26 protein-coding genes are annotated in these 23496 nt (G+C 64.4%); 13 read left to right on the top strand and 13 right to left on the bottom strand.

Translation table 11 applies throughout. The annotated features are described in order from the left end of the window. The first annotated feature begins 26 nt into the window (after positions 1–26). From N2603_RS32125 to N2603_RS32115, 3 genes are all read left to right on the top strand, one after another. Positions 27–1094, top strand: coding sequence for an alcohol dehydrogenase (locus tag N2603_RS32125; protein ID WP_260385282.1), 1068 nt, complete (start codon positions 27–29; stop codon positions 1092–1094). A 114-nt stretch (positions 1095–1208) separates the two neighbouring features. Next, positions 1209–2288 carry an isocitrate/isopropylmalate dehydrogenase family protein gene (locus N2603_RS32120; protein WP_260385281.1) on the top strand — a complete coding sequence of 360 codons (1080 nt, stop codon included), beginning with the start codon at positions 1209–1211 and terminating at the stop codon, positions 2286–2288. Between the two features lie 10 nt (positions 2289–2298). Further along, entirely contained in the window at positions 2299–2715 is a 417-nt protein-coding gene (locus tag N2603_RS32115) for an ASCH domain-containing protein (RefSeq protein WP_260385280.1), read from the top strand. 92 nt (positions 2716–2807) lie between these two features. Here N2603_RS32115 and N2603_RS32110 read toward each other — a convergent pair whose 3' ends face one another. From N2603_RS32110 to N2603_RS32090, 5 genes are all read right to left on the bottom strand, one after another. Beyond that, positions 2808–3095, bottom strand: a complete 288-nt coding sequence (locus N2603_RS32110) for a hypothetical protein (protein ID WP_260385279.1) — start codon at positions 3093–3095, stop codon at positions 2808–2810. 175 nt (positions 3096–3270) lie between these two features. Then, positions 3271–4086 carry an enoyl-CoA hydratase gene (locus tag N2603_RS32105; RefSeq protein ID WP_018648231.1) on the bottom strand — a complete coding sequence of 272 codons (816 nt, stop codon included), beginning with the start codon at positions 4084–4086 and terminating at the stop codon, positions 3271–3273. Positions 4087–4207: 121 nt separating this feature from the next. Continuing rightward, positions 4208–5557: a L,D-transpeptidase family protein gene (locus N2603_RS32100; RefSeq protein ID WP_260385278.1), complete on the bottom strand. Its 1350-nt coding sequence runs from the start codon at positions 5555–5557 to the stop codon at positions 4208–4210. Between the two features lie 404 nt (positions 5558–5961). Beyond that, on the bottom strand, positions 5962–6333 hold the full coding sequence (locus N2603_RS32095) for a helix-turn-helix domain-containing protein (RefSeq protein WP_020608151.1): 372 nt from the start codon (positions 6331–6333) through the stop codon (positions 5962–5964). Between the two features lie 30 nt (positions 6334–6363). Continuing rightward, positions 6364–7410 carry a LysR family transcriptional regulator gene (locus N2603_RS32090; protein ID WP_018648228.1) on the bottom strand — a complete coding sequence of 349 codons (1047 nt, stop codon included), beginning with the start codon at positions 7408–7410 and terminating at the stop codon, positions 6364–6366. A gap of 484 nt (positions 7411–7894) precedes the next feature. Here N2603_RS32090 and N2603_RS32085 point away from each other — a divergent pair, with 484 nt between their 5' ends. Next, positions 7895–8161: a hypothetical protein gene (locus N2603_RS32085; protein ID WP_018648227.1), complete on the top strand. Its 267-nt coding sequence runs from the start codon at positions 7895–7897 to the stop codon at positions 8159–8161. A gap of 203 nt (positions 8162–8364) precedes the next feature. Then, positions 8365–9096, top strand: coding sequence for a cytochrome c biogenesis CcdA family protein (locus N2603_RS32080; protein WP_260385277.1), 732 nt, complete (start codon positions 8365–8367; stop codon positions 9094–9096). Positions 9097–9144: 48 nt separating this feature from the next. On the opposite strand, the gene N2603_RS32075 is transcribed toward N2603_RS32080, so the two are convergent. From N2603_RS32075 to N2603_RS32045, 7 genes are all read right to left on the bottom strand, one after another. Further along, positions 9145–9831, bottom strand: coding sequence for an HAD family hydrolase (locus N2603_RS32075; protein ID WP_260385276.1), 687 nt, complete (start codon positions 9829–9831; stop codon positions 9145–9147). 200 nt (positions 9832–10031) lie between these two features. After that, complete coding sequence (locus N2603_RS32070; protein ID WP_260385275.1) at positions 10032–10949, bottom strand: MBL fold metallo-hydrolase; 918 nt, start codon at positions 10947–10949, stop codon at positions 10032–10034. A gap of 90 nt (positions 10950–11039) precedes the next feature. Further along, positions 11040–12245, bottom strand: a complete 1206-nt coding sequence (locus N2603_RS32065) for an NAD(P)/FAD-dependent oxidoreductase (RefSeq protein WP_260385274.1) — start codon at positions 12243–12245, stop codon at positions 11040–11042. Between the two features lie 121 nt (positions 12246–12366). Further along, positions 12367–12648 (bottom strand): hypothetical protein, encoded by a 282-nt coding sequence (locus tag N2603_RS32060; protein ID WP_018648222.1) that lies wholly within the window; start codon positions 12646–12648, stop codon positions 12367–12369. Positions 12649–12745: 97 nt separating this feature from the next. After that, a complete protein-coding gene (locus tag N2603_RS32055) occupies positions 12746–13705 on the bottom strand; it encodes a helix-turn-helix domain-containing protein (RefSeq protein ID WP_035668320.1) in 960 nt (319 codons plus the stop codon). Between the two features lie 304 nt (positions 13706–14009). After that, positions 14010–15467: a sensor histidine kinase gene (locus tag N2603_RS32050; protein ID WP_260424313.1), complete on the bottom strand. Its 1458-nt coding sequence runs from the start codon at positions 15465–15467 to the stop codon at positions 14010–14012. A 347-nt stretch (positions 15468–15814) separates the two neighbouring features. Continuing rightward, complete coding sequence (locus tag N2603_RS32045; RefSeq protein ID WP_018648219.1) at positions 15815–16156, bottom strand: DUF1236 domain-containing protein; 342 nt, start codon at positions 16154–16156, stop codon at positions 15815–15817. Between the two features lie 138 nt (positions 16157–16294). On the opposite strand from N2603_RS32045, the gene N2603_RS32040 reads away from it, so the two are divergent. The 4 genes from N2603_RS32040 to N2603_RS32025 all read left to right on the top strand — a co-directional run bounded on the left by N2603_RS32040 (position 16295) and on the right by N2603_RS32025 (position 19815). Further along, positions 16295–16528: a hypothetical protein gene (locus tag N2603_RS32040; protein WP_018648218.1), complete on the top strand. Its 234-nt coding sequence runs from the start codon at positions 16295–16297 to the stop codon at positions 16526–16528. Between the two features lie 372 nt (positions 16529–16900). Next, positions 16901–17899, top strand: a complete 999-nt coding sequence (locus tag N2603_RS32035; protein ID WP_260385273.1) for a TRAP transporter substrate-binding protein — start codon at positions 16901–16903, stop codon at positions 17897–17899. Between the two features lie 84 nt (positions 17900–17983). Beyond that, positions 17984–18499, top strand: a complete 516-nt coding sequence (locus tag N2603_RS32030; RefSeq protein ID WP_260385272.1) for a TRAP transporter small permease — start codon at positions 17984–17986, stop codon at positions 18497–18499. Further along, on the top strand, positions 18496–19815 hold the full coding sequence (locus N2603_RS32025; protein ID WP_260385271.1) for a TRAP transporter large permease: 1320 nt from the start codon (positions 18496–18498) through the stop codon (positions 19813–19815). Before N2603_RS32030 ends, N2603_RS32025 begins: the two co-directional genes overlap by 4 nt. A gap of 47 nt (positions 19816–19862) precedes the next feature. On the opposite strand, the gene N2603_RS32020 is transcribed toward N2603_RS32025, so the two are convergent. Next, positions 19863–21137 (bottom strand): serine hydrolase domain-containing protein, encoded by a 1275-nt coding sequence (locus N2603_RS32020; protein ID WP_260385270.1) that lies wholly within the window; start codon positions 21135–21137, stop codon positions 19863–19865. Between the two features lie 162 nt (positions 21138–21299). Between N2603_RS32020 and N2603_RS32015 the strand changes: the two genes are divergently transcribed. The 4 genes from N2603_RS32015 to N2603_RS44985 all read left to right on the top strand — a co-directional run bounded on the left by N2603_RS32015 (position 21300) and on the right by N2603_RS44985 (position 23493). After that, on the top strand, positions 21300–22217 hold the full coding sequence (locus N2603_RS32015) for a dioxygenase family protein (RefSeq protein WP_260385269.1): 918 nt from the start codon (positions 21300–21302) through the stop codon (positions 22215–22217). 79 nt (positions 22218–22296) lie between these two features. After that, positions 22297–22989 (top strand): helix-turn-helix transcriptional regulator, encoded by a 693-nt coding sequence (locus N2603_RS32010; protein WP_260385268.1) that lies wholly within the window; start codon positions 22297–22299, stop codon positions 22987–22989. Positions 22990–23074: 85 nt separating this feature from the next. Further along, the gene (locus N2603_RS32005; protein ID WP_260385267.1) at positions 23075–23329 is read left to right on the top strand and encodes a hypothetical protein; all 255 of its coding nucleotides are present in this window, start codon (positions 23075–23077) and stop codon (positions 23327–23329) included. Further along, complete coding sequence (locus N2603_RS44985) at positions 23257–23493, top strand: nuclear transport factor 2-like protein (RefSeq protein ID WP_425249012.1); 237 nt, start codon at positions 23257–23259, stop codon at positions 23491–23493. Before N2603_RS32005 ends, N2603_RS44985 begins: the two co-directional genes overlap by 73 nt. The last annotated feature ends 3 nt before the right edge of the window (positions 23494–23496 follow it).

Raw genomic sequence — 23496 nt, 5'->3', positions numbered from 1 at the left:
ACGACAAGCATGCCGGGAGGATTCCAATGAAGAGTTTCAAGGTTGCCGATTTCAAGGCGCCGCTGCAGGAGTTCGACGAGGCGACGCCGCAGCCCTCGGGCACGCAGGTGCTGATCAAGGTGAAGGCCGCCGGCGTCTGCCACAGCGACCTCCACATCTGGGAAGGCGGCTACGATCTCGGCCACGGCCGCAAGCCGCTATCGCTGAAGGACCGCGGCATCAACCTGCCGCTGACCATGGGCCACGAGACCGTCGGCGAAGTCCTGGCCTTCGGCCCGGACGTGAAGCCGACCGACCAGGGCGATCTCAAGCTGGGTGATGTCGGCCTCGTCTATCCCTGGATCGGCTGCGGCAAGTGCGCGACCTGCCTTGGCGGCGACGAGAACATGTGCCTGACGCCGCGCTCGCTCGGCGTCTATTGCGACGGCGGCTATTCCGATCACATGCTGGTGCCGCATCCACGCTATCTGCTCAATCTGAAGGGCCTCGATCCCGCGACCACAGCGCCCTATGCCTGCTCGGGCGTCACCACCTACAGCGCGCTGAAGAAGGTCGAGCAGCATTTCGACACGCCGATCGTGATGTTCGGCGCCGGCGGCCTCGGCCTGATGGCGCTGTCGCTGCTCAAGGCGATGGGCGGCAAGGGCGCGATCATGGTCGACATCGACGCCAGGAAGCGCGAAGCGGCCGAAAAGGCCGGCACGCTCGCAACCGTCGATCCCAAGGCGCCGGATGCGCTGGAGCAGCTTGCGAAGAAGGCGGGCGGGCCGATCCGCGCCGTGATCGACCTCGTCGGCAACTCCGCCACGACGCAGCTCGGCTTCGACTGTCTGACCAAGGGCGGCAAGCTCATCATCGTCGGCCTGTTCGGCGGCGGCGCGACCTGGGCGCTGCCGCTGATCCCGATCAAGGCGGTGACGATCCAGGGCAGCTATGTCGGCAACCTGCGCGAAACGCAGGAGCTGCTCGACCTCGTGCGGGCGAAGAACGTGGCGCCGATCCCGGTGACAAAGGCCCCGCTCAGCAAGGCCAACGACGCGCTGGTGCAATTGCAACAGGGCGCGGTGGTCGGCCGCACGGTGCTGACGCCGTAGTTTCTCTTTACGTCATTCCGGGGCGATGCAAAGCATCGAACCCGGAATCTCGAGATCCCGGGTTCGGCTCTTCGCGCCGCCCCGGGATGACACCTCCTCCTCTCAGGAACCCCCATGTCCGCAAACAACGCCTTCCACATTGCCGTGCTCGCCGGTGACGGCATCGGTCCCGAAGTCATGGCGCCGGCGCTCGAGGTGCTGCGCAAGGTCGGCGACAAATCCGGCCTCAGCTTCCGCTTCACCGAGGCGCCGGCCGGCGCCAACAATTATCTCGCCACCGGCAAGTCGATGCCTGATACGACGATCAAGCTGTGCGAGGAGGCGGATGCGATCCTGCTGGGCGCCTGCGGCCTGCCGTCGGTGCGCTACCCCGACAATACCGAGATCGCGCCGCAGATCGAGCTGCGCTTCATCTTCGATCTCTATGCCGGCGTGCGGCCGGCGCGCCTCATTCCCGGCGTGCCGAGCCCGATCGTCGGCGCGGACAAGCGCGGCATCGATCTCGTCGTGATCCGCGAATCCACCGAGGGCCTGTTCGCCTCGATGGGCAAGGGCGTCGTCACCCACGAGGACGCGCGCGAGACCATGGTGATCACGCGCCGGACCTCCGAGCGTCTGTTCGAGTTCTCGTTCCGTCTTGCCGAGCGGCGCAAGGCGCGCGGCAAGCCCGGGATGCTCACCTGCGTCGACAAGGCGAACGTGTTCAAGGCCTTTGCGTTCTTCCGCGGCATCTTCGACGAGATCGAGAAGAAGCATCCCGGCGTAAAGACCGACCGGCTCTATGTCGATGCCTGCTCGGCGATGCTGGTCAAGCGTCCCTGGGATTTCGACGTGATGGTGATGGAGAACATGTTCGGCGACATCGTCTCCGACATCACCGCGAGCCTGATCGGCGGTCTCGGCATGGCGCCGTCCGCCGACGTCGGCGACAAATATGCGGTGTTCCAGCCCTGCCACGGCACCGCGCCTGATATCATGGGGCAGGGCAAGGCCAACCCCACCGGCATGATCCTGTCGGCCGCGATGATGCTGGACTGGCTCGCCGACAAGCATGGTGTCGAAAGCGCCGCCGAGGCCGGCGAGCAGATCGAGCGCGCGGTCGACCAGATCTATGCCGGCGGCATCAAGCCGATGGAATTTGGCGGCAGCAACGGCACGGCCGACATCACGAAGGCAGTGATCGCCGCACTCTGAAAGGAAGCGGATGAGCAGGCAGGTCCCCGAACGCTATCGACATCTCCGGACGTTTGCTTTCGGCGACAGCCCCGGGCTCGCGGACGAATTGCTCGATCTCGTCGTCAGGGGCATCAAGACCGCGACCTGCAGCACGGAAGACGAGCCGAACACATCTACGCCCGGCGAGCGCTGGGTCGTGCTCGATGGACGGGGAGAGCCGCGCTGCGTCATCGAAAGCACCGAGGTCACATATCGGCGCTTCCATGACGTCGACGCCGCCTTTGCCTTTGACGAGGGCGAAGGCGACCGAAGCCTGGACTATTGGCGCAGCGCTCATCGCACCTATTTCGGCCGGCTCGGACGATTCAGCGAAGACATGATGCTCATGTGTGAGCGCTTTCGCCTGATCGAGGTGTTTGGGGAGCTGCCGGTCGCGAGATCATAGCCGAGCGGCGCAGAAGCAGTCGCACCGCGTCCGCGCCTTTTGTGAGTACAAAGCGTTGCGCAAGAAAAGGGGCCTCACGGCCCCTTCATCATTTACCAGCGGTGCCAGTGGCGGTGGCCGTAGCCCCATGGACGGGGGCCGTAACCGTAGAAGCGGCGCGGGCCGCCATAGTAGCCGTAGGCGCCATAATAGTTCGGACGCCACCAGCAGCGGCCCCAGGCGTTGCAGACCATACGCACCTGATCGACGTCGGCAGCCGGGCCTTTTGCAATCTGGTCCGCCTGCGGAATGCCGTTCGGCATTGCCGCAAGGGCCGGTCCCGAAGCGAGCGCCATACCGCCCATGGTAGCCAGGCCAAGAACAGCAAGTTTGAGTTTCATCGCAGTCTCCCTCGTTGGTTCCGGGAGAACTAGCGCCAGATCAATTGGTTGCTACCGCAACGCAGGCGGGAGAGGAATTTAATCTTCCTGAACGTTGGTTCACCTCGCTCTGCTTCGTCGCAAGAGCTCCTCGCAATGACGGCGGTGAGAGAGGCGTGTTTGCAACGACAGCCGTTCACTTGCCCTGAAACTGCGGCTTGCGCTTCTCCATGAACGCCTGTCGGCCCTCGCGGAAATCCGCCGAGTCCATGCATGCGGTGCCGATCGCCTTGATCGCGTCCATGTCGCGTGCGCTCTCGTCCTTCAAGACCTGCGCGATGGTGATCTTGGCCGCCTTGATCGCGAGCGGGGCGTTCTGCGAGATCGTCTCGGCAATCGCCATGGTCTCGCCCCAGAGCTGGTCCTCCGGGAACACGCGCTCGACGAGGCCGATGCGCAGCGCCTCGGCGGAATCGATGCGCATGCCGGTGTACATCAGAAGCCGCGCCCAGGACGGGCCGACCAGCGACACCAGGTGCTTCAAGCCGTCATAGCCATAGGCGATGCCGAGCCGGGCCGCGGGGATGCCGAACTGGCTGTCCTGCGAGGCGAGGCGGATGTCGGCAAGCATCGCGACCTGCATGCCGCCACCGAGGCAAAAGCCCTGGATGCAGGCGATGGTCGGCTTCGGATAGTCGGCAAGCAGCGCGCGTTGGGCGACGCTGCGCCTGGCGTATTCCTCGGACGCCGCGGCGTTGTGACGAGTCTTCTCGAACTGGCTGATGTCGGCTCCCGACACGAACGCCTTGCCGCCGGCACCGCGCAGGATCACGACCCGCACGGCGTCGTCATCGCGCAAGGCCGTCAGCGCCTCGCCAAAACCCTCCCACATCTCCAGCGACATCGCGTTGCGCTTGTCGGGATTGTTGAAGGTGATCACGCCGACGCCGTCGCCGGCGTGCTGGAGGATCTTGCCGTCGGCGTAGGATTTTTCGTTGGAGATCTCGGGCATCGCGCGCTCGCGTGTTGGTTGGCGAGGCGCAATGTGCGGCCGGTCCGAGGCCGCGGTCAACCGCGGCAGGGGACGCGGCTTTGCATCGGCCCGTGCCGCGATTGCATGGCGCGAGAAGCGCCTATTGCGTCACATGCATGTGCGCGGTCAGCGGATGGCCGGCGGCCTTGCCGAAGAACGCCGCCTCTTCGGCCGTCGCCTCCAGCAGCTGCTCGTCCTGGTTATAGACGTCGTTGCGGAACTGGATGGTCTGGTCCTTGGTCATCCACGCCGTGAGATAGATCCAGGCCACCGGCACCTTCTTCGCCATGGCGACCTCGAGATGCTGGCCGCTGGCGATTTCCGCGTCGATCGCGGCGCGGCTCCATTTCGGCTGGTCCTTGAGCAGCCAGGCGGCGAGATCGCGCACATTGTCGACGCGCGAGCAGCCGTGGGAATCGAACCGGTAGTCGTCGCTGAACAGATTGCGCTGGTTGGTGTCGTGCATGTAGACCGAATAGGAATTCGGCATGTCGATCTTGACCGCGCCGAGCGCATTGAAGGTGCCGTTGTGCTGGCGCACCGTGAAGTTCGGCGTGCGCGTGCCCGACCAGTCGACCGAATGCGGATCGATCGGATTGTCGTGGGCGTCGAGCACCTCCATGTGCATGCGCGACAGATAGGTCGGGTCTTTGCGCATATGCGCCGAGATCTCGGTCTTGGCGATCGAGGCCGGCACCGTCCAGGTCGGATTGAGGACGACGCTGGTGATCTGGGCGGTCAGCGTCGGCGAGGGCTTTTCGGTCTTGCCGACGATGACGCGATAGCGCCGCACCACGACGTCGTTCTCGACCGCTTCGGCAAAGGCGGCGGGAATGTTGACCACGATATAGCGCTGGCCGAAGCCGAAATTCATGTTCTCGAGCCGCTCGAGCGAAGCCTCGAGCTGGCGGATGCGCTTCTGCACGGAGACGTTCATCGCCGCGAGCGTGCGCGGCGTCACCGTGCCGGTCGGCGCGAGGCCGTGACGTGCCTGGAAGCGCTTCACCGCGTCGGCGAGATCCTGGTCGAAGGCGCCGCTGGTCTTGTCGGCGGAAAGATCGCCGGAGAGGATCAGCCGCTTGCGCAGGAGATCGTCGCTCGCGCCCTGGACGCCAAGCGCGAATTTGGCATCCGCGGGGATCGTCGGCCAGCCGCCGCGTACGGCGAGTGCGGAATAGCTGAACGCGGCCTCCTTGATGCGCTGGGCGGAGCCTTCGTCATAGGTCGGCTCGTGCGTCAGCGCGAGCGCCGCGGCCGAGCGGCTTTCGGGCGTCGAGGCGGGCGTCGTTGCGGTTTTCGGCGCAGCTGCGTGGGCCGGATTGGCCGCAGCCGGCACCGTCCCGGCCGTTGCCGGCTTGGGCGTGGCCTGTCCGACGGTCTCGGTTTGTGCCAGCGCAGAGGCGCTGGCGAGCACGCCGACGGCAACGATCATCGCATGGCGTTTCGACATGTGTCCCATCTTCCCCCAGGAGAGCGAGGCCCGGACGGGCGCTCGCATTGGCAATGTTCGGCCGCCGCGCTGCGTACGCCGATTCGTGAAATCGGCGGAAAATTAGGGTGCCGGTGTTGAGGTCCCATTAAGCACGGCAGTCGAAAGCTCAGCGCGTCCGCCCGCGGAGTCTCTCGATTGGGTCGCGGCAAGGGCGGAATGGGTTCGCGAAAACCGGGATGGGGAGGGGAAAAGGACAAGAAAAAAGGGCGGTCAGGCCGCCCCGAAATACGAAGTCCGCGCGCGGATGGCGCACGTCAAATCTGGTTCAGAAGATCCGATCCAGCCGATCTCGTCCAATCCGGCCGCGCCCCCGTGACGCGGCGGATTGAACGTCGGCCGTCAAGGCCAGACCGTCGATCGGCTCAGCTTTCGTTGGCCGCGATCGATTCCATCAGCGAGACGAGCTGACGCTGCACCGTCTGATCCTTGATCTTGCTGTAGGCGCGCAGCAGGCGGAGGCTGAAAGCCGAATCGAGGAAGAGCAGGCTTTCGACTTCGCGCGCCTTGTTGTCGCCGTCATAGAAGAAGGTCACGGGCACGTCGAGGGCGGACGCGATCTGCTGCAGGCGGGCTGCGCCGACGCGATTGACGCCCTTCTCGTATTTCTGGACCTGCTGGAAGCTCACGCCGAGCTTTTCGCCAAGCTCGGCCTGCGAGATCTTCATCTCGACGCGCCGCAGACGGATCCGCTTGCCAAGCTCAATGTCCGGCTTGCCGGCACTGCGCTGCTTCATTCTTTTCGCCGCTGTTTTCATAGTCGTTTCTCACCGTTCTTCGGTTGAAAATCCCCCGAAGAGCTGGGTCAGGGGTTCGCCCATATACGAGTCCTTGAATTCATGCGGGTGCACGAACTCTTCCTTAAACCACGGGAAGCGAGCTGGATTGAAAGCCTCGATCAGCCAATCAATCATGTGCCGAACGCGCGGGATGCGGCCGCTACCGGGATGGTAGGACAACCAGATATCCAGCGGTCGGTTCAATTCGACCTCCAGTGGAATCAACTTCCCGCCAAGCGCAATGGCGTAACTCGGGAATACGCCGATTCCGGCGCCATTCGCGACAGCCCAGTAATTGGCGCTTGAGACGTTCGTCTTCATGACCAGAAGGTCACGTTCCTGAACGCCCGGGAAGAAGCTCTCAAAAGTCTCCTTGGCGGCGAGCTGGTCGGCGAATTGCAGCACCAGGCGGTGCTTGATCAATTCATGGGCCGAGCGCGGCGTGCCGTGTTTCTCGAGGTATTTCTCCGAAGCCCAGAACATCAGATGCATGCGGCCGAGCCGCACCAGCTTGACGTCGAGCGCAGAAGGCCGTGACAGGTGGATGGCGACGTCGGCCTCGTGGCGCGAGACGTCGGCCGAGCGCATGGCGCAATGCAGGTCGACCAGGATCTTCGGATAGGCCTGCTGGAATTCGACCAGGCGCGGCGCGAGCCAGAACGTGCCGAGACCCTCGGTGACGGCGACACGGACCTCGCCGGACAGGGCGTTGCCGGTCGAATCGCTGGTGCGCAACACGTCGAACGCGGCTGCTTCCATCCGCTCGACGGCGGAGACGACGAGCGCGCCCTCGTCCGTCAGATGCGTGCCATGGACGTCGCGGGTGAACAGAGTGGTGCCGGTCTGGCGCTCGAAATCGTCAATGCGGCGGCGGACAGCGTTGATCGACAACGACAGCCGTTCGGCTGCCGAACGGAAACTTCCGCAGCGGACGACTTCCAGGAAGATGCGCGCCGCATCCCAATCTGAGAGGCCGCTGAGATTTGTTTTTAGGCGTTCCTCTGGAGGAACGCCCCTTTCCGCCAAGGAGTGCATACAAGTCCCTTCAGGCGGCTAAACTGGCAGAATCTGGCGCAAACCACAACCACGGCGGGTTGCGGGGTGACGAGTTTTGAACGTCATCCTTACTACCTCGCGGCTGGTATCATGGTGCGGCCACGGGCTGGGAATCGGGCAGACGATCGCCTGAATTGAGGGGTGTCGCGTGAGTTCCGTTGCGAGCCTTCAGATGGCTGCGGGATTGTCGGCGCTGTCCGCAATGGACATCCTTGCGCAACTGGCGCTTCCAACTCCCTGCATGGATCAATCACAACGCAACAGACGTTCTCTCCCCGGCTGTCTCGACGATGGCCGACGGTGCGGCGGGCCGATGTTCGTCGGAACCGCGAAATCAACGCAGAAACACATTGAAATCATGTTCAGAGGCGTCGCGGCCTCGTGTTATCCTTGGTCTCCCATGGGGGCCAAAGGGGTCGTCGCAAATACGTCTCGCAGGCCGAATTAACGGAAAGAACGCCCGGTGTCGCATTCAGACGAACAGTTGCAGTCGGTGCTGGAGACGCTCGAGGAGTGCCGCAGGGCTCTCAACGAGATGAACAGTCGCGAGTCGGCCGAGCTGCTGTCGATTGTCATCCTCGACGTGCGGATGAAACTCAAAGGAATTGACAGCGCCGATCTCAAGGCGCTGTGCGACGAAATGCTGCGGAACGCCGGAAGCGAACCGCCGCCCTCTTCCAAGCAGACGCAGGACCAGCCCCGGCGTCCGCTGCTCCGCGTGGTGAAGTAGCCGCGCCGCCTGGTCTCGCTTTTTGGCGAGGTTTGTGCGCGTCCCGATGCCGCATCTGTGATCACGGACGGCATCGGGAGGAGCCCTGGTTTTGTGCGCCTCTGTTGCGCATTCTCCGGCATCGGCTACACCAGAGCCGGTGCTCCGGGCCGCGCGCGTTTCCCGCGTGCCGCACCGGCGCCTGAGATGGCTCCGACTGCATCATGCAAAATGTTTCGATCCCGGCGGCGCTGATTGCCGGCCTCGTCAGCTTCCTCTCCCCTTGCGTCCTGCCGCTGGTTCCGCCCTACCTGATCTATCTCACGGGCGCGACGATCGAGCATGTCGAGAGCGAGGAGCCGGCCTCGACCTCCAAGCGCGCGATCATGATGTCGGCACTGCTGTTCGTGCTCGGCTTCTCCACGGTGTTCGTGGCGCTCGGGGCCAGCGCCTCGCTGATCGGCGGGCTGATCCGGGCCTGGTCGGCCGAGCTGTCGATCCTTGCCGGCATCGTCATCATCATCATGGGCCTGCACTTCCTCGGCCTGACGCGCATCGGCCTGTTGATGCGCGAGGGCCGGCTGCCGATCCCCAGGCCCGTCGGCCTCTGGGGCGCCTACATCATGGGGCTGGCCTTCGCCTTTGGCTGGACGCCCTGCATCGGCCCGATCCTGGCTGCGATCCTCTCGATTGCCGCGGCCGAAGCCACGGTGACGAAGGGCGCGGGGCTGCTCGCGGTCTATTCGGCCGGCCTCGGCATTCCCTTCCTGATCGCAGCGCTGATGATCGAGCAGTTCTCCACGCTGTTCGCGCGCATGAAGGGCCAGCTCGTCAACGTCGAACGCGCCATGGGCGTGTTGATGGTGATCACCGGCATCGGCTTCCTCACCGGCGCGGTCTCCAATGTGAGCATCTGGCTGCTCGAGACCTTCCCAGCGCTGCAGACGATCGGGTAGGGCTGTGCTATGGCGGCCCTCCGTGCGTGAGGCTTGGGAGTGCTGCGATCATTCCATGCGTAGCAAAGCCGGAAGGTCGCTCATTCGATGACAGAGGTCGTCACAGATCTCCGCTAATTCTCGCTCAGCTCCCGAATCTCCTCCGGTAAAGCCGAGGACTCTCATTCCTGCGGCCTTTGCCGCGCGGACTCCGGACAACGAGTCCTCAACAACGACGCAACGTGAGGGGCGAACGCCCAACGTACGTGCGGCATGCAGGAACAGGCCGGGGTCCGGCTTCCACGAACCAACCTCATACGCACTGAAGATGCGGCCTTCGAAATGCTCCAGCAGTTTGGTCAATCCGAGTGCATGTGTCAGCTTCGACATGGGGCCGTTGGATGCTACGCAAACCGGAACGTCGATTTCGGCCAATGCCGCATGGATTCCTTCGATGGGCTTCAGTTCGGCATCAAACGCCAGCGCGGTTGCTCGCCGAACGTCGTCGATGAAACTGTCTCGGACGCGGCGGCCTAGCCGGTGCTCGATTTCGCGCACGCAATCGGCCATCTTGACCCCACGGAAAGAACGTATGGCGTCTTCGACGCTGATCGATATGCCTTCCTCGGATGCCGTTTGAACCAGCACGGTCAGTGCAATGATCTCGCTATCGACCAGGACGCCGTCCGAATCGAAAATGACAAGTTCGGGACTAGCAGAGGTCATTCTTGCGAGGGCTCCAAGCACGTCGTTCACCGGAATGTCTCGCTATATCCGGGACAACGGACGGAGGCCATACTGGCCGTCTGGAATCGTCGCAGGCAGGTCCTTGAGGCTCTGAGGCGGGTCCTCGGATGTGTCGCGGATGCCGAGGGCGTCACTGATGATTTGAATCAGGGCGCGCACTCACGAAGGTCATGAGCACGCGCCCCGGTTTGGCCTCGCCTGACCAGCCGTCAGTAATCCCAGAACACCGGCACCCAGCGGAAGGCGTCGCCGTCGACCGCGACCCGTCCGACGGACGGGAACGGCAAATGCGTGGCGACCAGCATCTCGCCGGTCTCGGCAAGCTCTCGCAGCAGGCGGATACGAACGCGCGCCGCCTCCTCGGGGTCGTGCTCGAAGCCGTTGTGCCAGTCGGGCTGTTCGAACCCGACCGCAAACACGGCATCGCCCGCGAATGTCAGTGCGTCGCTGCCGGACGCTACGCGAACGACGCTGTGTCCGGGGGTGTGACCGCCGGTCCGACGGGCGATGACGCCGGGCGCGATCTCCTGCGTCTCGTCGAATGTCCGCAGCTGACTGCCGTACTCCTTCACGAACCGCTTGGCGGTGGCCCGAAGCGCGTCCGGGAAGCCTTGCGGCATGTTGGTGTGGGAGAAATCGGGCGCCTCCCAGAACTTGACCTCGGCGGCCGCCACGTGAATGCGCAGGTCCTTGCGCAGCCGCTGCTTCACGCCGTCGACGAGCAGCCCGCCGATGTGGTCCATGTGCAAATGGGTCAGCACCAGATCGGTCACGGCCGAAAGATCGATGCCGGCGGCCTCCAGTCGCTTGATCAACTGCCCGGCTCGCGGCAGGTGCAAGTTCGGATCGGAGCCGAGGCCGGCGTCGATCAGGATGGTCTTGTCGCCGCTGCGCACCATGACCGCATTCAGCGCCCAGTCGAACGCGTCCTGCGGCAGGAACATGTCGTGCAGCCAGGCCGCCCGCTCGGCCGGGGCCGCGTTGTGCGCCAGCATCGTGGTCGGCAGCGGCAGCACGCCGTCGCTGACCACCAGCACGTCGATGTCGCCGATCTTCAGCGCGTAGCGTGACGGCACCAGTTCTTCGGGGCCCGATGACACGGGATATGAGGTGTTGTGCAGGTTCATGTTCGTCTCCTGTTTCATGGAAGGATTCTGGCTGGTCTTGGTTGAACGGTCCGCGCAGCCAGGACGCGCGGCCGCCATCGCTTCGCGCGTCTAGAGATCGGTCACACGCTCCGGATCGGCCGAGGCGAGCGCGGCGGCGCGCTCGGCCTTCGGCGGATAGATCCAGACGGTGTTGATCTCCCGCTTCGTCTTCTTGGCGACGTCGCCGACCATCTCGACCTTGCGCTCCCAGCCGCGCGTGAACAGCGCGCCGGCTTCGCCGAGGTCGAGGCAGGTGACATAGGCCTTCTGGTGATAGGGCCTGGTCGGAACGCCGAGCAGCTCTGCGGCGGCGTTGTTGCCGGCAAAGGCGCCCATCCGCGTGGCGTGCTGGCACGACATCAGCGCATAATTGCCCTCGTCGTCGCACGCGGCCCGGGCGGCATCGCCGGTGGCGAACACGCCGGCGACACCGGGCACGCGCAGATCGCGATCCACCAGAAGCCGGCCAAAATTGTCGCGCTCGGCAGGAATCTGTGCCGTCAATGGAGCGGCGCGGATGCCGGCAGCCCAGACCACCGTCTCGGTCTCGATATGCTCGCCGGTCGAGAGCGTCACACCGGATTTGTCGAGCGAGGCGACGCAGGCCCCGAGCCGGGTCTCAACGCCGAGCTTGCGCAGGGCGTCCTCGATGAGCGGACGGGGGCCTTCACCCATATCAGGGGCGATCGCGCCGTTGCGCTCGACGATGATCACGCGCGACTTCGAATCCTTGCCGAGGATCTTGCGCAGGCGCGCGGGCAGCTCGGTTGCGGCTTCGATGCCCGTAAAACCGCCGCCGGCGACGACGACCGTGTCGCGTCCGTTGACGGCCGGCCGGTCGGCAAGGCCATGCAGGTGCTTGTCCAGCGCCACGGCGTCATCGAGCGAATCGACGCTGAAACCGTGCTCGGCAAGGCCGGGAATGTTGGGGCGGAACAGGCGGCTGCCGGTGGCGATCGCGAGACGGTCGTAGGACAGCGTTTTCTTCGTGCCCCCCGCAGTCGTGATCTGCACCGTCCGCGCCTCGGTGTTGACGGTCTCGGCGCTGCCCTTGATGTAGTTGACGTCGATCGCCTTGAGGACGTCGAGCAACGGCGCCGTCAGGGTTTCCGGCTTCGGCTCATAGAGCCGTGGGCGGACCACCAGCGTCGGCTCCGGTGCGATCAGCGCGATCTCGAGATCGTCGGGCGAGGCGCCCTGGATGTCGCGCAAACGGGCGGCGGAGAGGGCGGCGTACATGCCGGCGAAGCCGGCGCCGATGATGAGCAGTCGCATGTGGTTCACTCCTGGATTGGGTTGATCGGGACAGACGTGCGTCATCGCGGCCGCACGAGGTCGGCGGAGCCTGCTGCGATCGGCGATGACGCGAAGAGGTGAAGCGGTGGACGCTGTACCCTTACGGGGCGGTGCAGCTCGGCAGTGACGACAGCAGCGCGGGGCTTCCACAGGCCGCCTGGCAGCTTCTCGGGCTCGAGGGCCAGCCGCGCAGGGCGACCGGCACTGCAGCTTTCCTCGGCCAATCATGATTGACCAGGATTGACGCCAGGGGACTGGCGTTCTGCGCCGGCGCCTCCTCGGCTGTCGGCGAGGTGAGACGCACGGTCAGCGAGAGCCCGTAGAGGAGCGCTGTTGCGATGGCTTTGCGGCGCGGTGCAATTGCAAGGCGTTTCCAGTCCATTGTTCGTCTCCGTCCGCGTGGTCCGTTCCTGAGATATTTAGCGAACCAGATGCTCGACTGCCCCAGAGCGATTGCCGTCGCTGTCGCGGGATTGCTGCTAACGCGTCCGTCTGCGCCAATCGCTCGGCGTTTCACCCGTCAGCTTCTTGAATGCGGCGGCGAAGGCGGTCTGCGTGGAATAGCCGAGCGCTGCGGCGATCGAGACGACCGGTTCGTCGGTCTCCCGCAGCATGTTCATGGCCTGCTCGAGCCGGTGCTGGCGCAGCCAGGCATGCGGCGAGAGTCCGGTGCTCTCCTTGAAGGACCGGCAGAAATGGAAACGCGACAGACCGGCGTCGGAGGCCAGCGCAGCCAGCGAGACGTCCGCATCGCTGTCCGAGCGGAGACGTTCGATGGACCGGCGCAGGACCATTGGCGAGAGGCCGCCGATGATCGGCTGCGGCGCGGCCGGCACGCCGGCGTGGGCCGCGAGCACGCGCGTGGCGAGGAGATCGGTCAGTTGCTGCCTGAACAGCGTGTCGAGGGTGGCGCTGCCTTCGAGCGAGTCGGCTGCGCTCAGCAGCAGGCGGGACGTGATGGCGTCGGGATGCCCGGTTCTTTCCAGGAGGTCGCCGGGGCTCACCGTGCCGGCTTCATCGGCGATACGCAGCAGCGTTCGCTGCGGAAGATAGAGCTGAACGACATGCATCGAACGGTGGATGTCCCATCGCGAGGTCGATCCGGCCGGAATGATCGTGACGACGCCGGGGCGCGCCGTGCTGATCGCAGCCGATTTTCCGCTGCGCCGCTCCAGTGCCTGTGAGCCGGCGGGATAGGTCATGATGACGTGATCGGCCATGGGCTCGACCACGTCGTGCAGCGGCTCGTGCTTCCAATAGGCAATCGTGCCGCTCTGGGAATCGGAGGCCATGCGAAGTGGCTTCGTCTTGAGCACGCGCGCCATCTCCGTATCGGCAGCGCGCAGCTGGGGCGTCGCGCCATCGTCAGGCTGTGCGCCGGGTGGGGGTGGCAAGCCCTTGGGCGAGGGATTGCGCATGAGTGCGGTGCTCCCGATCATTGTGCGGCTCCTCCTGATCGTGTCAGGCTGCACATCAGTCGTCCGTATTTGTACGGGTCGGTGCGCGTTCTATGCGGGTGACGGAACAGCGTCTTTCCTGAAGCGGTCGTGATTTGTCCGATCCTGCTCAGGGCAGGCGCGCGTTTTCGCGAACGCACGCCGGGCGGCGCCGAGCTGTCGCGGTGTAGGATGGAGATTCGCGCGAGAGACGGTTAGATGCCGTCGAAATGGCTTGTGAAAGAGCGGCAAGCCGTCACACGGCGAGCTGACCAGCAGGTCTGCACCACTGCTCGATGATCCCTGTTCAGCGCGCCTCGTCCAGCGTGCAAGTGACCGTGCAGACGACGCCGCGCGGCAGGAAGTCGACGGTTGCCTCGCCGCCGAGCTGGTCGCGGGCGCTGCGCTCGATCAGGCGCGAGCCGAAGCCGCGCCGCACCGGCGCGGTCACCGGCGGTCCGCCGATCTCGGTCCAGATCAGGCGCAGCCGCGGCTTCGGTGTATCGGCGATGACCTCCCAGTCGAGCGTCACCCGGCCGGTCTCGTTCGACAGCGCGCCGTATTTCGCCGCGTTGGTGGCGATCTCGTGCACGATCATCGACAGCACCACCGCAAGCCGCGGCGACAGCGGCACCGTAGGGCCGGCCATCCGGATGCGCTCGGCGCTGCTCAGCAGGAACGGTTGAAGCGCACGGGCGATCACCTCCCTCAGCTCCGAGCCCACCCATTTCTCCTGGCTGAGCAGATTATGCGCCTCGGCGAGCGCGCCGAGCCGTCCCTCGAACTTGGCCCGCTCGTCACGACTGGCGCTGCGGAAGGTCTGCACCGCGATCGCCTGCATCAAGGCCAGCGTGTTCTTGACGCGGTGGTTGAGCTCCTCGATCAGGAGATTGTGCAGCATCTCGCCGCGCGCGATCGTGGTTGCCATCCGCACCGCGAAGGTGAGGCCGATCAGCAGCAGGATGCCGCCGATCAGGCCGGTGATCGCAATGTTGCGCCAGAGCGGGGCGATCAACGAGCTTTCGGGGACGCCCGCGGCCACCGTCCATCCCGTGAGCCGGGATCGGGTGTAGGCGGAGGCGAGCGCGACGCCGTCGAGCGAGACCGACGACAGCGTTGCCTCGGGAGCGCGAAACATTTCCCCGTGCAGCGAAGGCGATGCGCGCTTGCCGAAGTTTTCAGCGGGATTAGGCACGCGGGCGAATACCGTGCCTGTGGTGTCGAGCAGGGACACTGTCCACTTCTGGTCGGGCCGCTGCTTCTCGACCAGCTCCTGGAATATGCCGATCGGCGGGCTGAAGCAGAGGTCGTAGATCACCTCGCCGTTCCGGAACACCGGCACCTCGACGGTCAGCACCTGACGTCCATTGATCGCGCCGGTGAACAGGTCGGAATATTGCGGCGTTCTGGTCGCGAACACGTTCTCGACGATAGCGAGATTGCCACGCAGCGGCAGGCTCGCAGTATCCTCCGAGGCGGTGGAGAACAACAGCCGGCCCTTGCGGTCGGAGATCAGCAGCAGGCCGCCCTTGCCGTACTGGTCGAGGAAGCCGAGCGCGATGCGGCGAAAGTTCTGGAAGTCGTCGTTGCGCAGCGAGTTCGTCAGCGCCAGCACCTGCAAGCTGCCGGTCATGCGCTGCACCTCGGAATCCAGCACGAGGCGCATGCTGCGGACATTCTCCAGCACCCGGCGCGTCGCGTCGCTGCGGTCCTGCTTGTAATGGTAGAAGGCGATGCCGACCGCGAAGACGATCATCGGCAGCATCGTTCCCGCGACCAGGAGAGCGAGCCGGACCGGCAGGGTGAGCTTTGACAAACGCGCTTGTCCCGCTTCCGGCGCGGCGGCGCCGGCTTATGATTTTGGCGAGAACCATACGGGCAGGACTGGCAGGGCGCCACGATTTTCGCATGTGACGAGCGGTCCGGAAGGATTTTGCAGCGCAGTGCGGGGAGCCCTGCGCCTCAGCTCATGCTGATCGCGGTCAGCAGCAGACACACGACGTAGATGGCCGCCAGACTGAGCCCGGCGATCCGCGCCTCTCGATGCGGTTTCATGCGGTCAACTCCGGCAGGCGGCCGCCTTCATGGCGGCCGCTCGTCCGTCAGTCCTGATCAATCGATTTCCTGAACGACGGTCCGCGTGCCCGGATCCACCAGCATCACGCGTTCGCCGGAATAGACGTAGCGATATTTGGTGAGGGACGGGCCCCAATCGGCCGGAACCGCTTCGAGCTCCACCTCGCTCGGCACCGTTGCGCCGACGATGATCTTCTCCTTCGTCGTAACCGGACGCACCCGGTGCTCGGTGACGTAGGATTTGATCTTGGTGCGGTATTGCGGCTCGATCTGAACGACCGCGGCGTGACCGGTTCCGGTCGTGGTCACGGTGGATTGTGCGAATGCGCCGGTCGAAATCAGAACGGCCGCGGCGGATAACAGGAACAGCTTCTTCATCTTGTCCTCCTCACAAGCATAAGCGCCGCAACAACCTTTCGCCGCGAGCGACGTTCCCCGAGGATAGGAACAAAATACCATTTTTTCCCGTTTCTGAATCGACCGGACCGAAATCCGGCAATTGGAGGAGGAGACAAGATGATGCTGAAGATGGCGACTGCAGCACTGATGGTTGCTGCGCTTTCCCTGCCGGCGTTCGCGGCCGACGAGTTCTACGTGGTCCAGGACGTCAAGACCAAGAAGTGCACCATCGTCGACAAGAAGCCGATGGACGCGTCCATGACCGTCGTCAGCCCGTCGGGCACGATCTACAAGACGCGCACCGAAGCCGAGAGCGGCATGAAGACCGTCAAGGTCTGCACATCCAATTGAGGAGGACGTGATGCCAGTACTCATTCTGCCGGCGATCATCGTGATCGGCGGCGGCATCTATCTGATTGGTCATATGCACTAGGTCAGCCGTGGAAGACGCGCTGGTCGCTGCGTGCAGCGCACAGGTCCGCGCGTCTTCCCGTGTCCCAGGGAGTGAGGGGCCGCTGATGCGGCGTGCCGCGCGCCGGCAGCAACGCGAGTTGCAGTGCAGCAGGTCGTACAGGCGCAGGTCCTGCGACGAAGAGTACCTCCAGCGCGCGCGAAATGACTTCCGTCCCGCCGAGGTTTTTCATACGCTTCCCCTCGCAAGCCGCATACCGGCTGCACGCACGGCCCGGCGACAGGGCCGGAGCATCAAAGGGAGGGGAGACGATGAAGCGACGATCATTTCTCGCTGGTATCGGTGCAACCACTGCGGCGGCCGCGATCGGCATGCCGTCGATCCTCAGGGCGCAGGCGCCGATCACGCTGAACGGCGCGGTGCAGTTCAACGACGACCATGCCTTCAACCGGGCGCTGATCCGGTTCGAGGAGCTGGTGAAGAAATATTACGGCAAGCCCGTCAATTTCACTTTGCACAAGAACTCCTCGCTCGGCCTCGAGAAGCAGTATTTCGAGTACATGTCGCAGGGCAAGGCGGTCGATTACGGCATCGTCTCGCCGGCCCACATGTCGACCTTCGCCAAGGCGGCTCCGTTCATCGATGCGCCCTTCGTGTTCAAGGGCATCGAGCACATGAACAAGGTGGTCGAAGCCAATATCCTGGCGCCGATCGCCGACGAGGTCGCGGCCAAGGCCGAGGTCGTCCTGATCGGCTATTCCGGCGGCGGCATCCGCAACATCTTCGCCAACAAGCCGCTCAAGAACCTCGCCGATCTCAAGGGCCTCAAGGTTCGCGTGCAGGGCGCACCGATCTGGTCCAAGACCTTTGCGGCCGTCGGCATGAGCCCGACCGTGATCGCCTATAACGAGATCTACAACGCGATCCAGAACGGCGTGATATCGGCCGGCGAGAACGAGGCGGCGGGCGTCGAGGCGATGAAGTTCTACGAAGTGGCCCCGCATCTCAGCCTCACCCAGCACGCCGTGTCGATCCGGCCGATCTGCTTCTCGGTGAAGACGCTGAAGACGTTGCCGAAGGATCTGCAGGACGCGATCATGAAGGCCGGCAAGGAGGCCGGCGACTACGGCCGTCAGCTCGAATCGAGCGAGGAGGTCGTCAAGCTCGACACGCTCGAGAAGGCCGGCAAGCTCAAGCGCGTTCCCTTCGAGGAGCGGGACGCCATGAAGAAGCTCGCCGACCCCGTGATGGCCACCTACGCCAAGGAGATCGGCGCGGAGGGCATTTTCGAGAAGATCAACGTCGCCTGAGCTCGTTGCATCCGCCGACGGCATGTCCGGGCAAGCCCCGCTTCTTGCCCGGCCGTGGCGGATGAGCTGCCGCTGGGAGTCCCAATGTCTGACATGCCCGTCCCGTCCACACCGTCGCTGTGGCGCCGCGTCACGGCGGCCTATGCGAAACTGCTGGAAATCCTGCTCGCGGCCTGTGTCGCCATCATCATCATCCCGGTGACGCTGCAGATCATCTCGCGCTACACGCCCTTCATTCCCTCCTACATCTGGACGGAGGAAATGGCCCGCTTCCTGTTCGTCTGGACGATCATGATCGGCGCCATGGTGGGCGTGCGGGAAGCGCAGCATTTCGAGGTCGACGTGTGGCCGGACCTGTCGCGGCGGTCGGAGGCTGCGGTGCGGATCCTCGCGCGGCTCGGCGTGCTGGCGCTGGCGCTGGTGTTCGTCTTCGCCGGCCTGGAGTTCACCCGCTTTGCCTGGAACAGGACCTCGGAGCTGGCCGATCTGCCGCTTTGGCTGATTCACGTTGCCTGGCCCGTGACCGGTGCGACGTGGATCGTCTTTGCCGGCGAACAGATCGTCGATGAAATGCACATTCTGGTCGGGGCACGGCGATGAGCGGCAATGTACTCTCTGCCGGACAGGCTGCGATGGTGCTGTTCGGGGTCTTCATCGGCCTGCTCATCGTGCGCGTGCCGGTCGCTTTCGCGCTCGGCCTTGCCTGCGTGCCGATCCTGCTGATCGAGCCGCGTCTGTCGCTGATGACGCTCGCGCAGGAGACCTTCAACGCCTACAATTCATTCATCCTGCTGGCGGTGCCCTTCTTCCTGCTGACGGCGAATCTCATGAGCATCGGCGGCATCACCGACCGCCTGGTGGCGTTGTCGCGCTCCATGGTCGGGCACTGGCCGGGGTCCCTGGCGCAGATCAACGTCGTGCTGTCGGTGTTCTTCGCCGGCATCTCGGGCTCCTCCACGGCTGATGCGGCGAGCCAATCAAAAATCTTCATCGATGCGCAGACCAAGGAGGGCTACGACCTCTCGTTCTCCATCGCCATCACGGCGGTGTCGGCGGTTCTGGCGGTGATCATCCCGCCGTCGATCCTGATGATCGTGTGGGGCGGGCTGATCTCGACCTCGATTGCGGCGATGTATCTGGCCGGCATCGTGCCGGGCCTGCTGATCGCCGGCGCGCAGATGGCGACGGTGCACATCTATGCGGTGCGCCGCGGCTATCCGACCTATCCGAAGGCGACCTGGGTTGAGATGCGATGCGCCATCTGGCAGTCGATCCCGGCCCTGATGACGCCGTTCATCATCGTCGGCGGCATCCTGCTCGGATGGTTCACCGCGACCGAGTCCGCCTGCGTCGCGGTGCTCTATTCCGTGGCGCTCTCGACGTTCTTCTATCGCGAGACGGGGCTGCGCGAGCTTTACAGGGCCTTGCTCGACACCGGGCGTCTTGCCGGCGTCGCGCTGTTCTGTGTCGGCACGGCAAGCGCGTTCGGCTGGCTGCTCGCCTATTACAAGATCCCGCAGGAGCTGCTGGCCAACGTCTCGACTTGGGGCATGGGCCCGATCGCGGCCGGCTTCTTCATCGCCTTCTGTTTCCTGGTGGTCGGCTGCTTCCTCGATGCCATCCCGGCCATCATCATCGTCGGCACCGTGCTGGAGCCGCTGGCCAAGTCCGTCGAGCTCCATCCGGTCCAGTTCGCGATCATATCGATCGTATCGCTGGCCTTCGGGCTGGTGACGCCGCCTTACGGCCTGTGCTTGATGATCGCCTGTTCGGTCGCCGGCGTGCGGCTGCGCTATGCGCTGAAGGACACGGTGATCATGCTGGTGCCGATGCTGCTCGTGCTGGCGGCGCTCATCGTCTGGCCGAGCGTGTCGTTGTTCCTGCCGCGTCTGATCGTGCCGGAGATGCTCAAATGAGCGCGCCTGGTCCCGCGACCGAGCGGCCGCGGGATCGGCCTTGCTGGTTACAGATTGCTCTCGGTAATCGCGGCATACACCATGCTGCGCAGCTCGCGGCGGAGCGGATAGGCGCTCGACGGCAGCACCTGCGTCATGAAGATGGTGATCAGCTCCTCGGCCGGGTCGATCCAGAACGAGGTCGTGGCCGCGCCGCCCCAGTTATATTCGCCGGGACTGCCGGCGATCAGCGTCTCGGCCGGGCGCATGGTCACGGCGAAGCCGAGGCCGAAGCCGATGCCGTTATAGGTCGCTTCCGAGAACAGCGAGCGCGACACTTCCGGCAGCGCGCGGCCGCCCGGAATGTGGTTGGTGGTCATCAGCGCCAGCGTCTTCGGCCCGATCAGCCTGACGCCGCCGAGCTCGCCGCCGTTGAGCAGCGCGCGGCAGAAGCTGAGATAGTCGGCGGCCGTCGAGCACAGGCCGCCGCCGCCGGAGATGAACGAGGGCGGTGACAGGAACGAGCTCGTCGTCGGATCGTCCTGAAGCGTCAGCCCCTCGCGGCGCTGGCCGGCATGGAAGGTCATGCCGCCGCCCGGGTCCGCCGAATAGCAGGCCGCGAAGCGGTGCGCCTTGGAAGCCGGCACGTGGAAATCGGTGTCGGTCATGCCGAGCGGATCGAGAATGCGTGTTTTGAGGAACTGCTCGAACGGTATGCCCGAGATCTTGCCGATGAGGTAGCCGATCACGTCGGTCGCGACCGAATAGTTCCAGGATTCGCCCGGCGAGAACTCCAGCGGGATTTTCGCCAGTCCCTCGATCATGGTCTGGAGCGTGCCCGACTTCTCGACCTCGCCGAGTTTCTCGGCGCGATAGGCGGCATCGACATTGGAGCGCTGCTGGAAGCCGTAGGTGAGGCCGGACGTGTGGCGCAAGAGGTCGACGATCAGCATCGGCCGCGACGGCGGCCGGGTCAGGAAGGACGGCGCGGTGCCGGCGACGAACACGCCGAGATCCTTCCATTCCGGAATGTATTTGGCGACGGGCTCGTCGATCGCGACGAGGCCTTCCTCGACCAGCATCATGAAGGCGACGCTGGTGAGCGGCTTGGTCATGGAATAGATGCGATAGATGGTGTCGTCCTTCACCGGCACGTTGCGCTCGACATCGGCCCGGCCCAGCACGGAGCTGTGGGCGATCTTGCCGCGGCGATAGACCAGGAGCTGCGTGCCCGGGAAACGGCCGGCATCGATGTACCGCTTCTTCAGATGCGCATCGACGCGGTCGAGCGCGGCCTTGGACATGCCGACGGATTCGGGCGAGGCGGGGGTAGGGGCGAGCATCAGTTCCTCCGGGCAGTTTCTGAAGGACGGTGATAGCCAAATGGCGGGTCCATTCCAAGCCGGTCGCGCTTAACGCGGGGCGGCCGACTGGTGTAGTGTCCAGCCTGGAACACCTCCAAGGAGCCCGCCGGGCCAACGAAAAAACGCGAGGGCAAACGTACCATGACCCAGTTCAACGAGACCGAACTCACCGAAGCCGTCGTCAAGAGCTTCGACCAGACGCCTGATACGCGGGCAAAATTCCTGCTCCAGGAATTGGTGAAGTCGCTGCACGATTACGTGAGCAAGACCGGTCTCACCTTCGAAGAATGGGAATATGCCATCGATTTCCTGACCCGCACGGGGCAGAAATGCACCGACACCCGCCAGGAATTCATTCTGCTGTCCGACGTGCTCGGCGTCTCCATGCTGGTCGACGCCGTCAACCACAGGGATCGCGAGGGCGCTACCCAAACGACGGTGCTCGGGCCGTTCTATGTCGGCGAGCACAAGGTGACCGCGCATGGCACCGACATCTCGCCGAACAATCAGACGGGCGAGCGGATGTTCGTGCAGAGCCGCGTCACCGACCTCAAGGGCAAGCCGCTTGCGAACGTCCCCGTCGACGTCTGGCATGCCGACGACGACGGCTTCTACGATTCACAGAAGGCGAACTATGACGAGGTCGGCGCCTCCGCGCGTGCGCGCTTCATCACCGATCATGACGGCCGCTTCTTCTTCCGCACCATTTTGCCGTGCAGCTATCCGATCCCGACCGATGGCCCTGTCGGCGAGATGATCCTGCAGACCAATCGCCATCCGATGCGGCCGGCGCATGTGCACTTCCTGGTCAATGCGAAGGGCTACGAGCCGCTGATCACCCACGTCTTCATGGACGGCGACAAATATCTCGATTCCGACGTCGTGTTCGGGGTGAAGGACGACCTCGTCGCCAAGGTCGAGCCGCGCAACGATCCCGCGATGCCCGACGGCACCAAGGCGAACGGGCGGTGGCATCTGATGAGCTACGAATTCCACCTCAAGCCCGGAGGCGGCATGGCGCCGAAGCCGCTGGGGACGAAGGCCGCGGAGCCGGCGTGATCCGTCGGCGCTCCTGAGGCTCGCGATCTGCGCTATTGGCGTGTCGGCATAGTTCGGCCGACCTGGAGGATTGTCCAAAATGTCCCGGTCCGACAGGCTCCTCGAGCTCATACAGTTTCTTCGAACCCGGCGACGTCCGGTTGCGGGAGCGCAACTCGCCGACGAATTCGGCGTCTCGCTGCGAACCATCTATCGCGACATACAAACGCTGATCGCCAGAGGCGCGCCAATCGATGGTGAGGCCGGCGTCGGGTATGTGCTTCGGCCCGGCTTCACGGTGCCACCGCTCATGTTCTCGCGTGAGGAAATCGAGGCACTGGCGCTCGGCTCGCAGATGGTGGCGCGGAGCGCGGACGCAGCGCTTACGAAGGCCGCGCGCAACGCATTGGCGAAGATAACAGCGGTCTTGCCTGCGGAGAGAAGCGATGAGGCCAACGCCTCCGGCGTTCTTGCAGGTCCCGTCAGATGGATCGGAGCCGAGATCGTCGACATGGCACCCGTTCGGGACGCCATCCGGCAGGAGAGCAAGCTGTGGATCCATTACCGCGACGAAGCGGGCGTGCTGACCGAACGCAGGATATGGCCCATCCTTCTTACCTTTTGCGCAACAGTGCGACTGCTTGCCGCGTGGTGCGAACTGCGCGAGGGCTATCGGCAATTTCGTACCGACCGGATCGTGGCGTTCACCGAGACCGGAGAAGCATATCCGAGACGCCGCCACGCACTGGTGAAGGAATGGCGGGAAATCGAGGGATTGCCCGAACCCGCCTGATCTGCTGCTGACGGAATCTGTCAGTTTGGCTCCGCTAGGATTGCGCTGCCATCCGGCCGCATCGGCCGCGATACGGAGAGCGCACATGCCGACAGAACCTCAATACAGCCAGCTTACCCTTCAGGACGCCGAAGCAGTGCTCGATCGTGCCCAGCAATTGATGAGCGTGGGCGATATCGCTGCAGTGATGAAGACCTTTGCCGCGGATGTCGTCGTCAGGTTGCGGACTTTCCCGAAACCCGCGGCAGGCCGCCGCTCGAGAAGTTTCTGCTCGCGCGTTTTGCGCGTCAGAAGAATTACCGGCTGCAAAAACAACTGCGCGCCGTATCGGGCAATGTGATTGCATGCTCCTGGGTGGGGGAATGGGACGACGGGCGAAACGGCTGCAAGATGCAGGGGCGTGGAATTGAGCTCCTCACCATGCGCGGCGGCGAAATCGCCGAATGGGAAGCGACGTTCAACGTCTGGGCAAAAGGCAGCGCGCCGTCGTTGCCCATCGTCTAGCCG

The sequence above is a fragment of the Bradyrhizobium huanghuaihaiense genome (assembly GCF_025200885.1).
Taxonomy (GTDB): Bacteria; Pseudomonadota; Alphaproteobacteria; order Rhizobiales; family Xanthobacteraceae; genus Bradyrhizobium; species Bradyrhizobium huanghuaihaiense.
Note: the sequence above shows the minus strand (reverse complement) of the source record. Positions and strands in the feature narration are given on the sequence as shown.

Bases quoted from the DNA above. Each gene is read 5' to 3' on its own strand.
- N2603_RS32050 (WP_260424313.1), bottom strand. From the start codon at position 15,467: ATGCTGCCGATGATCGTCTTCGCGGTCGGCATCGCCTTCTACCATTAC.
- N2603_RS32070 (WP_260385275.1), bottom strand. From the start codon at position 10,949: ATGAACCTGCACAACACCTCATATCCCGTGTCATCGGGCCCCGAAGAA.
- N2603_RS32035 (WP_260385273.1), top strand. From the start codon at position 16,901: ATGAAGCGACGATCATTTCTCGCTGGTATCGGTGCAACCACTGCGGCG.
- N2603_RS32060 (WP_018648222.1), bottom strand. From the start codon at position 12,648: ATGGACTGGAAACGCCTTGCAATTGCACCGCGCCGCAAAGCCATCGCA.
- N2603_RS32025 (WP_260385271.1), top strand. From the start codon at position 18,496: ATGAGCGGCAATGTACTCTCTGCCGGACAGGCTGCGATGGTGCTGTTC.
- N2603_RS32120 (WP_260385281.1), top strand. From the start codon at position 1,209: ATGTCCGCAAACAACGCCTTCCACATTGCCGTGCTCGCCGGTGACGGC.
- N2603_RS32095 (WP_020608151.1), bottom strand. From the start codon at position 6,333: ATGAAGCAGCGCAGTGCCGGCAAGCCGGACATTGAGCTTGGCAAGCGG.
- N2603_RS32010 (WP_260385268.1), top strand. From the start codon at position 22,297: ATGTCCCGGTCCGACAGGCTCCTCGAGCTCATACAGTTTCTTCGAACC.
- N2603_RS32125 (WP_260385282.1), top strand. From the start codon at position 27: ATGAAGAGTTTCAAGGTTGCCGATTTCAAGGCGCCGCTGCAGGAGTTC.
- N2603_RS32080 (WP_260385277.1), top strand. From the start codon at position 8,365: ATGCAAAATGTTTCGATCCCGGCGGCGCTGATTGCCGGCCTCGTCAGC.
- N2603_RS32015 (WP_260385269.1), top strand. From the start codon at position 21,300: ATGACCCAGTTCAACGAGACCGAACTCACCGAAGCCGTCGTCAAGAGC.
- N2603_RS32045 (WP_018648219.1), bottom strand. From the start codon at position 16,156: ATGAAGAAGCTGTTCCTGTTATCCGCCGCGGCCGTTCTGATTTCGACC.
- N2603_RS32030 (WP_260385272.1), top strand. From the start codon at position 17,984: ATGTCTGACATGCCCGTCCCGTCCACACCGTCGCTGTGGCGCCGCGTC.
- N2603_RS32100 (WP_260385278.1), bottom strand. From the start codon at position 5,557: ATGTCGAAACGCCATGCGATGATCGTTGCCGTCGGCGTGCTCGCCAGC.
- N2603_RS32005 (WP_260385267.1), top strand. From the start codon at position 23,075: ATGCCGACAGAACCTCAATACAGCCAGCTTACCCTTCAGGACGCCGAA.
- N2603_RS32110 (WP_260385279.1), bottom strand. From the start codon at position 3,095: ATGAAACTCAAACTTGCTGTTCTTGGCCTGGCTACCATGGGCGGTATG.
- N2603_RS32090 (WP_018648228.1), bottom strand. From the start codon at position 7,410: ATGCACTCCTTGGCGGAAAGGGGCGTTCCTCCAGAGGAACGCCTAAAA.
- N2603_RS32040 (WP_018648218.1), top strand. From the start codon at position 16,295: ATGATGCTGAAGATGGCGACTGCAGCACTGATGGTTGCTGCGCTTTCC.
- N2603_RS32055 (WP_035668320.1), bottom strand. From the start codon at position 13,705: ATGATCGGGAGCACCGCACTCATGCGCAATCCCTCGCCCAAGGGCTTG.
- N2603_RS32020 (WP_260385270.1), bottom strand. From the start codon at position 21,137: ATGCTCGCCCCTACCCCCGCCTCGCCCGAATCCGTCGGCATGTCCAAG.
- N2603_RS32115 (WP_260385280.1), top strand. From the start codon at position 2,299: ATGAGCAGGCAGGTCCCCGAACGCTATCGACATCTCCGGACGTTTGCT.
- N2603_RS32105 (WP_018648231.1), bottom strand. From the start codon at position 4,086: ATGCCCGAGATCTCCAACGAAAAATCCTACGCCGACGGCAAGATCCTC.
- N2603_RS32065 (WP_260385274.1), bottom strand. From the start codon at position 12,245: ATGCGACTGCTCATCATCGGCGCCGGCTTCGCCGGCATGTACGCCGCC.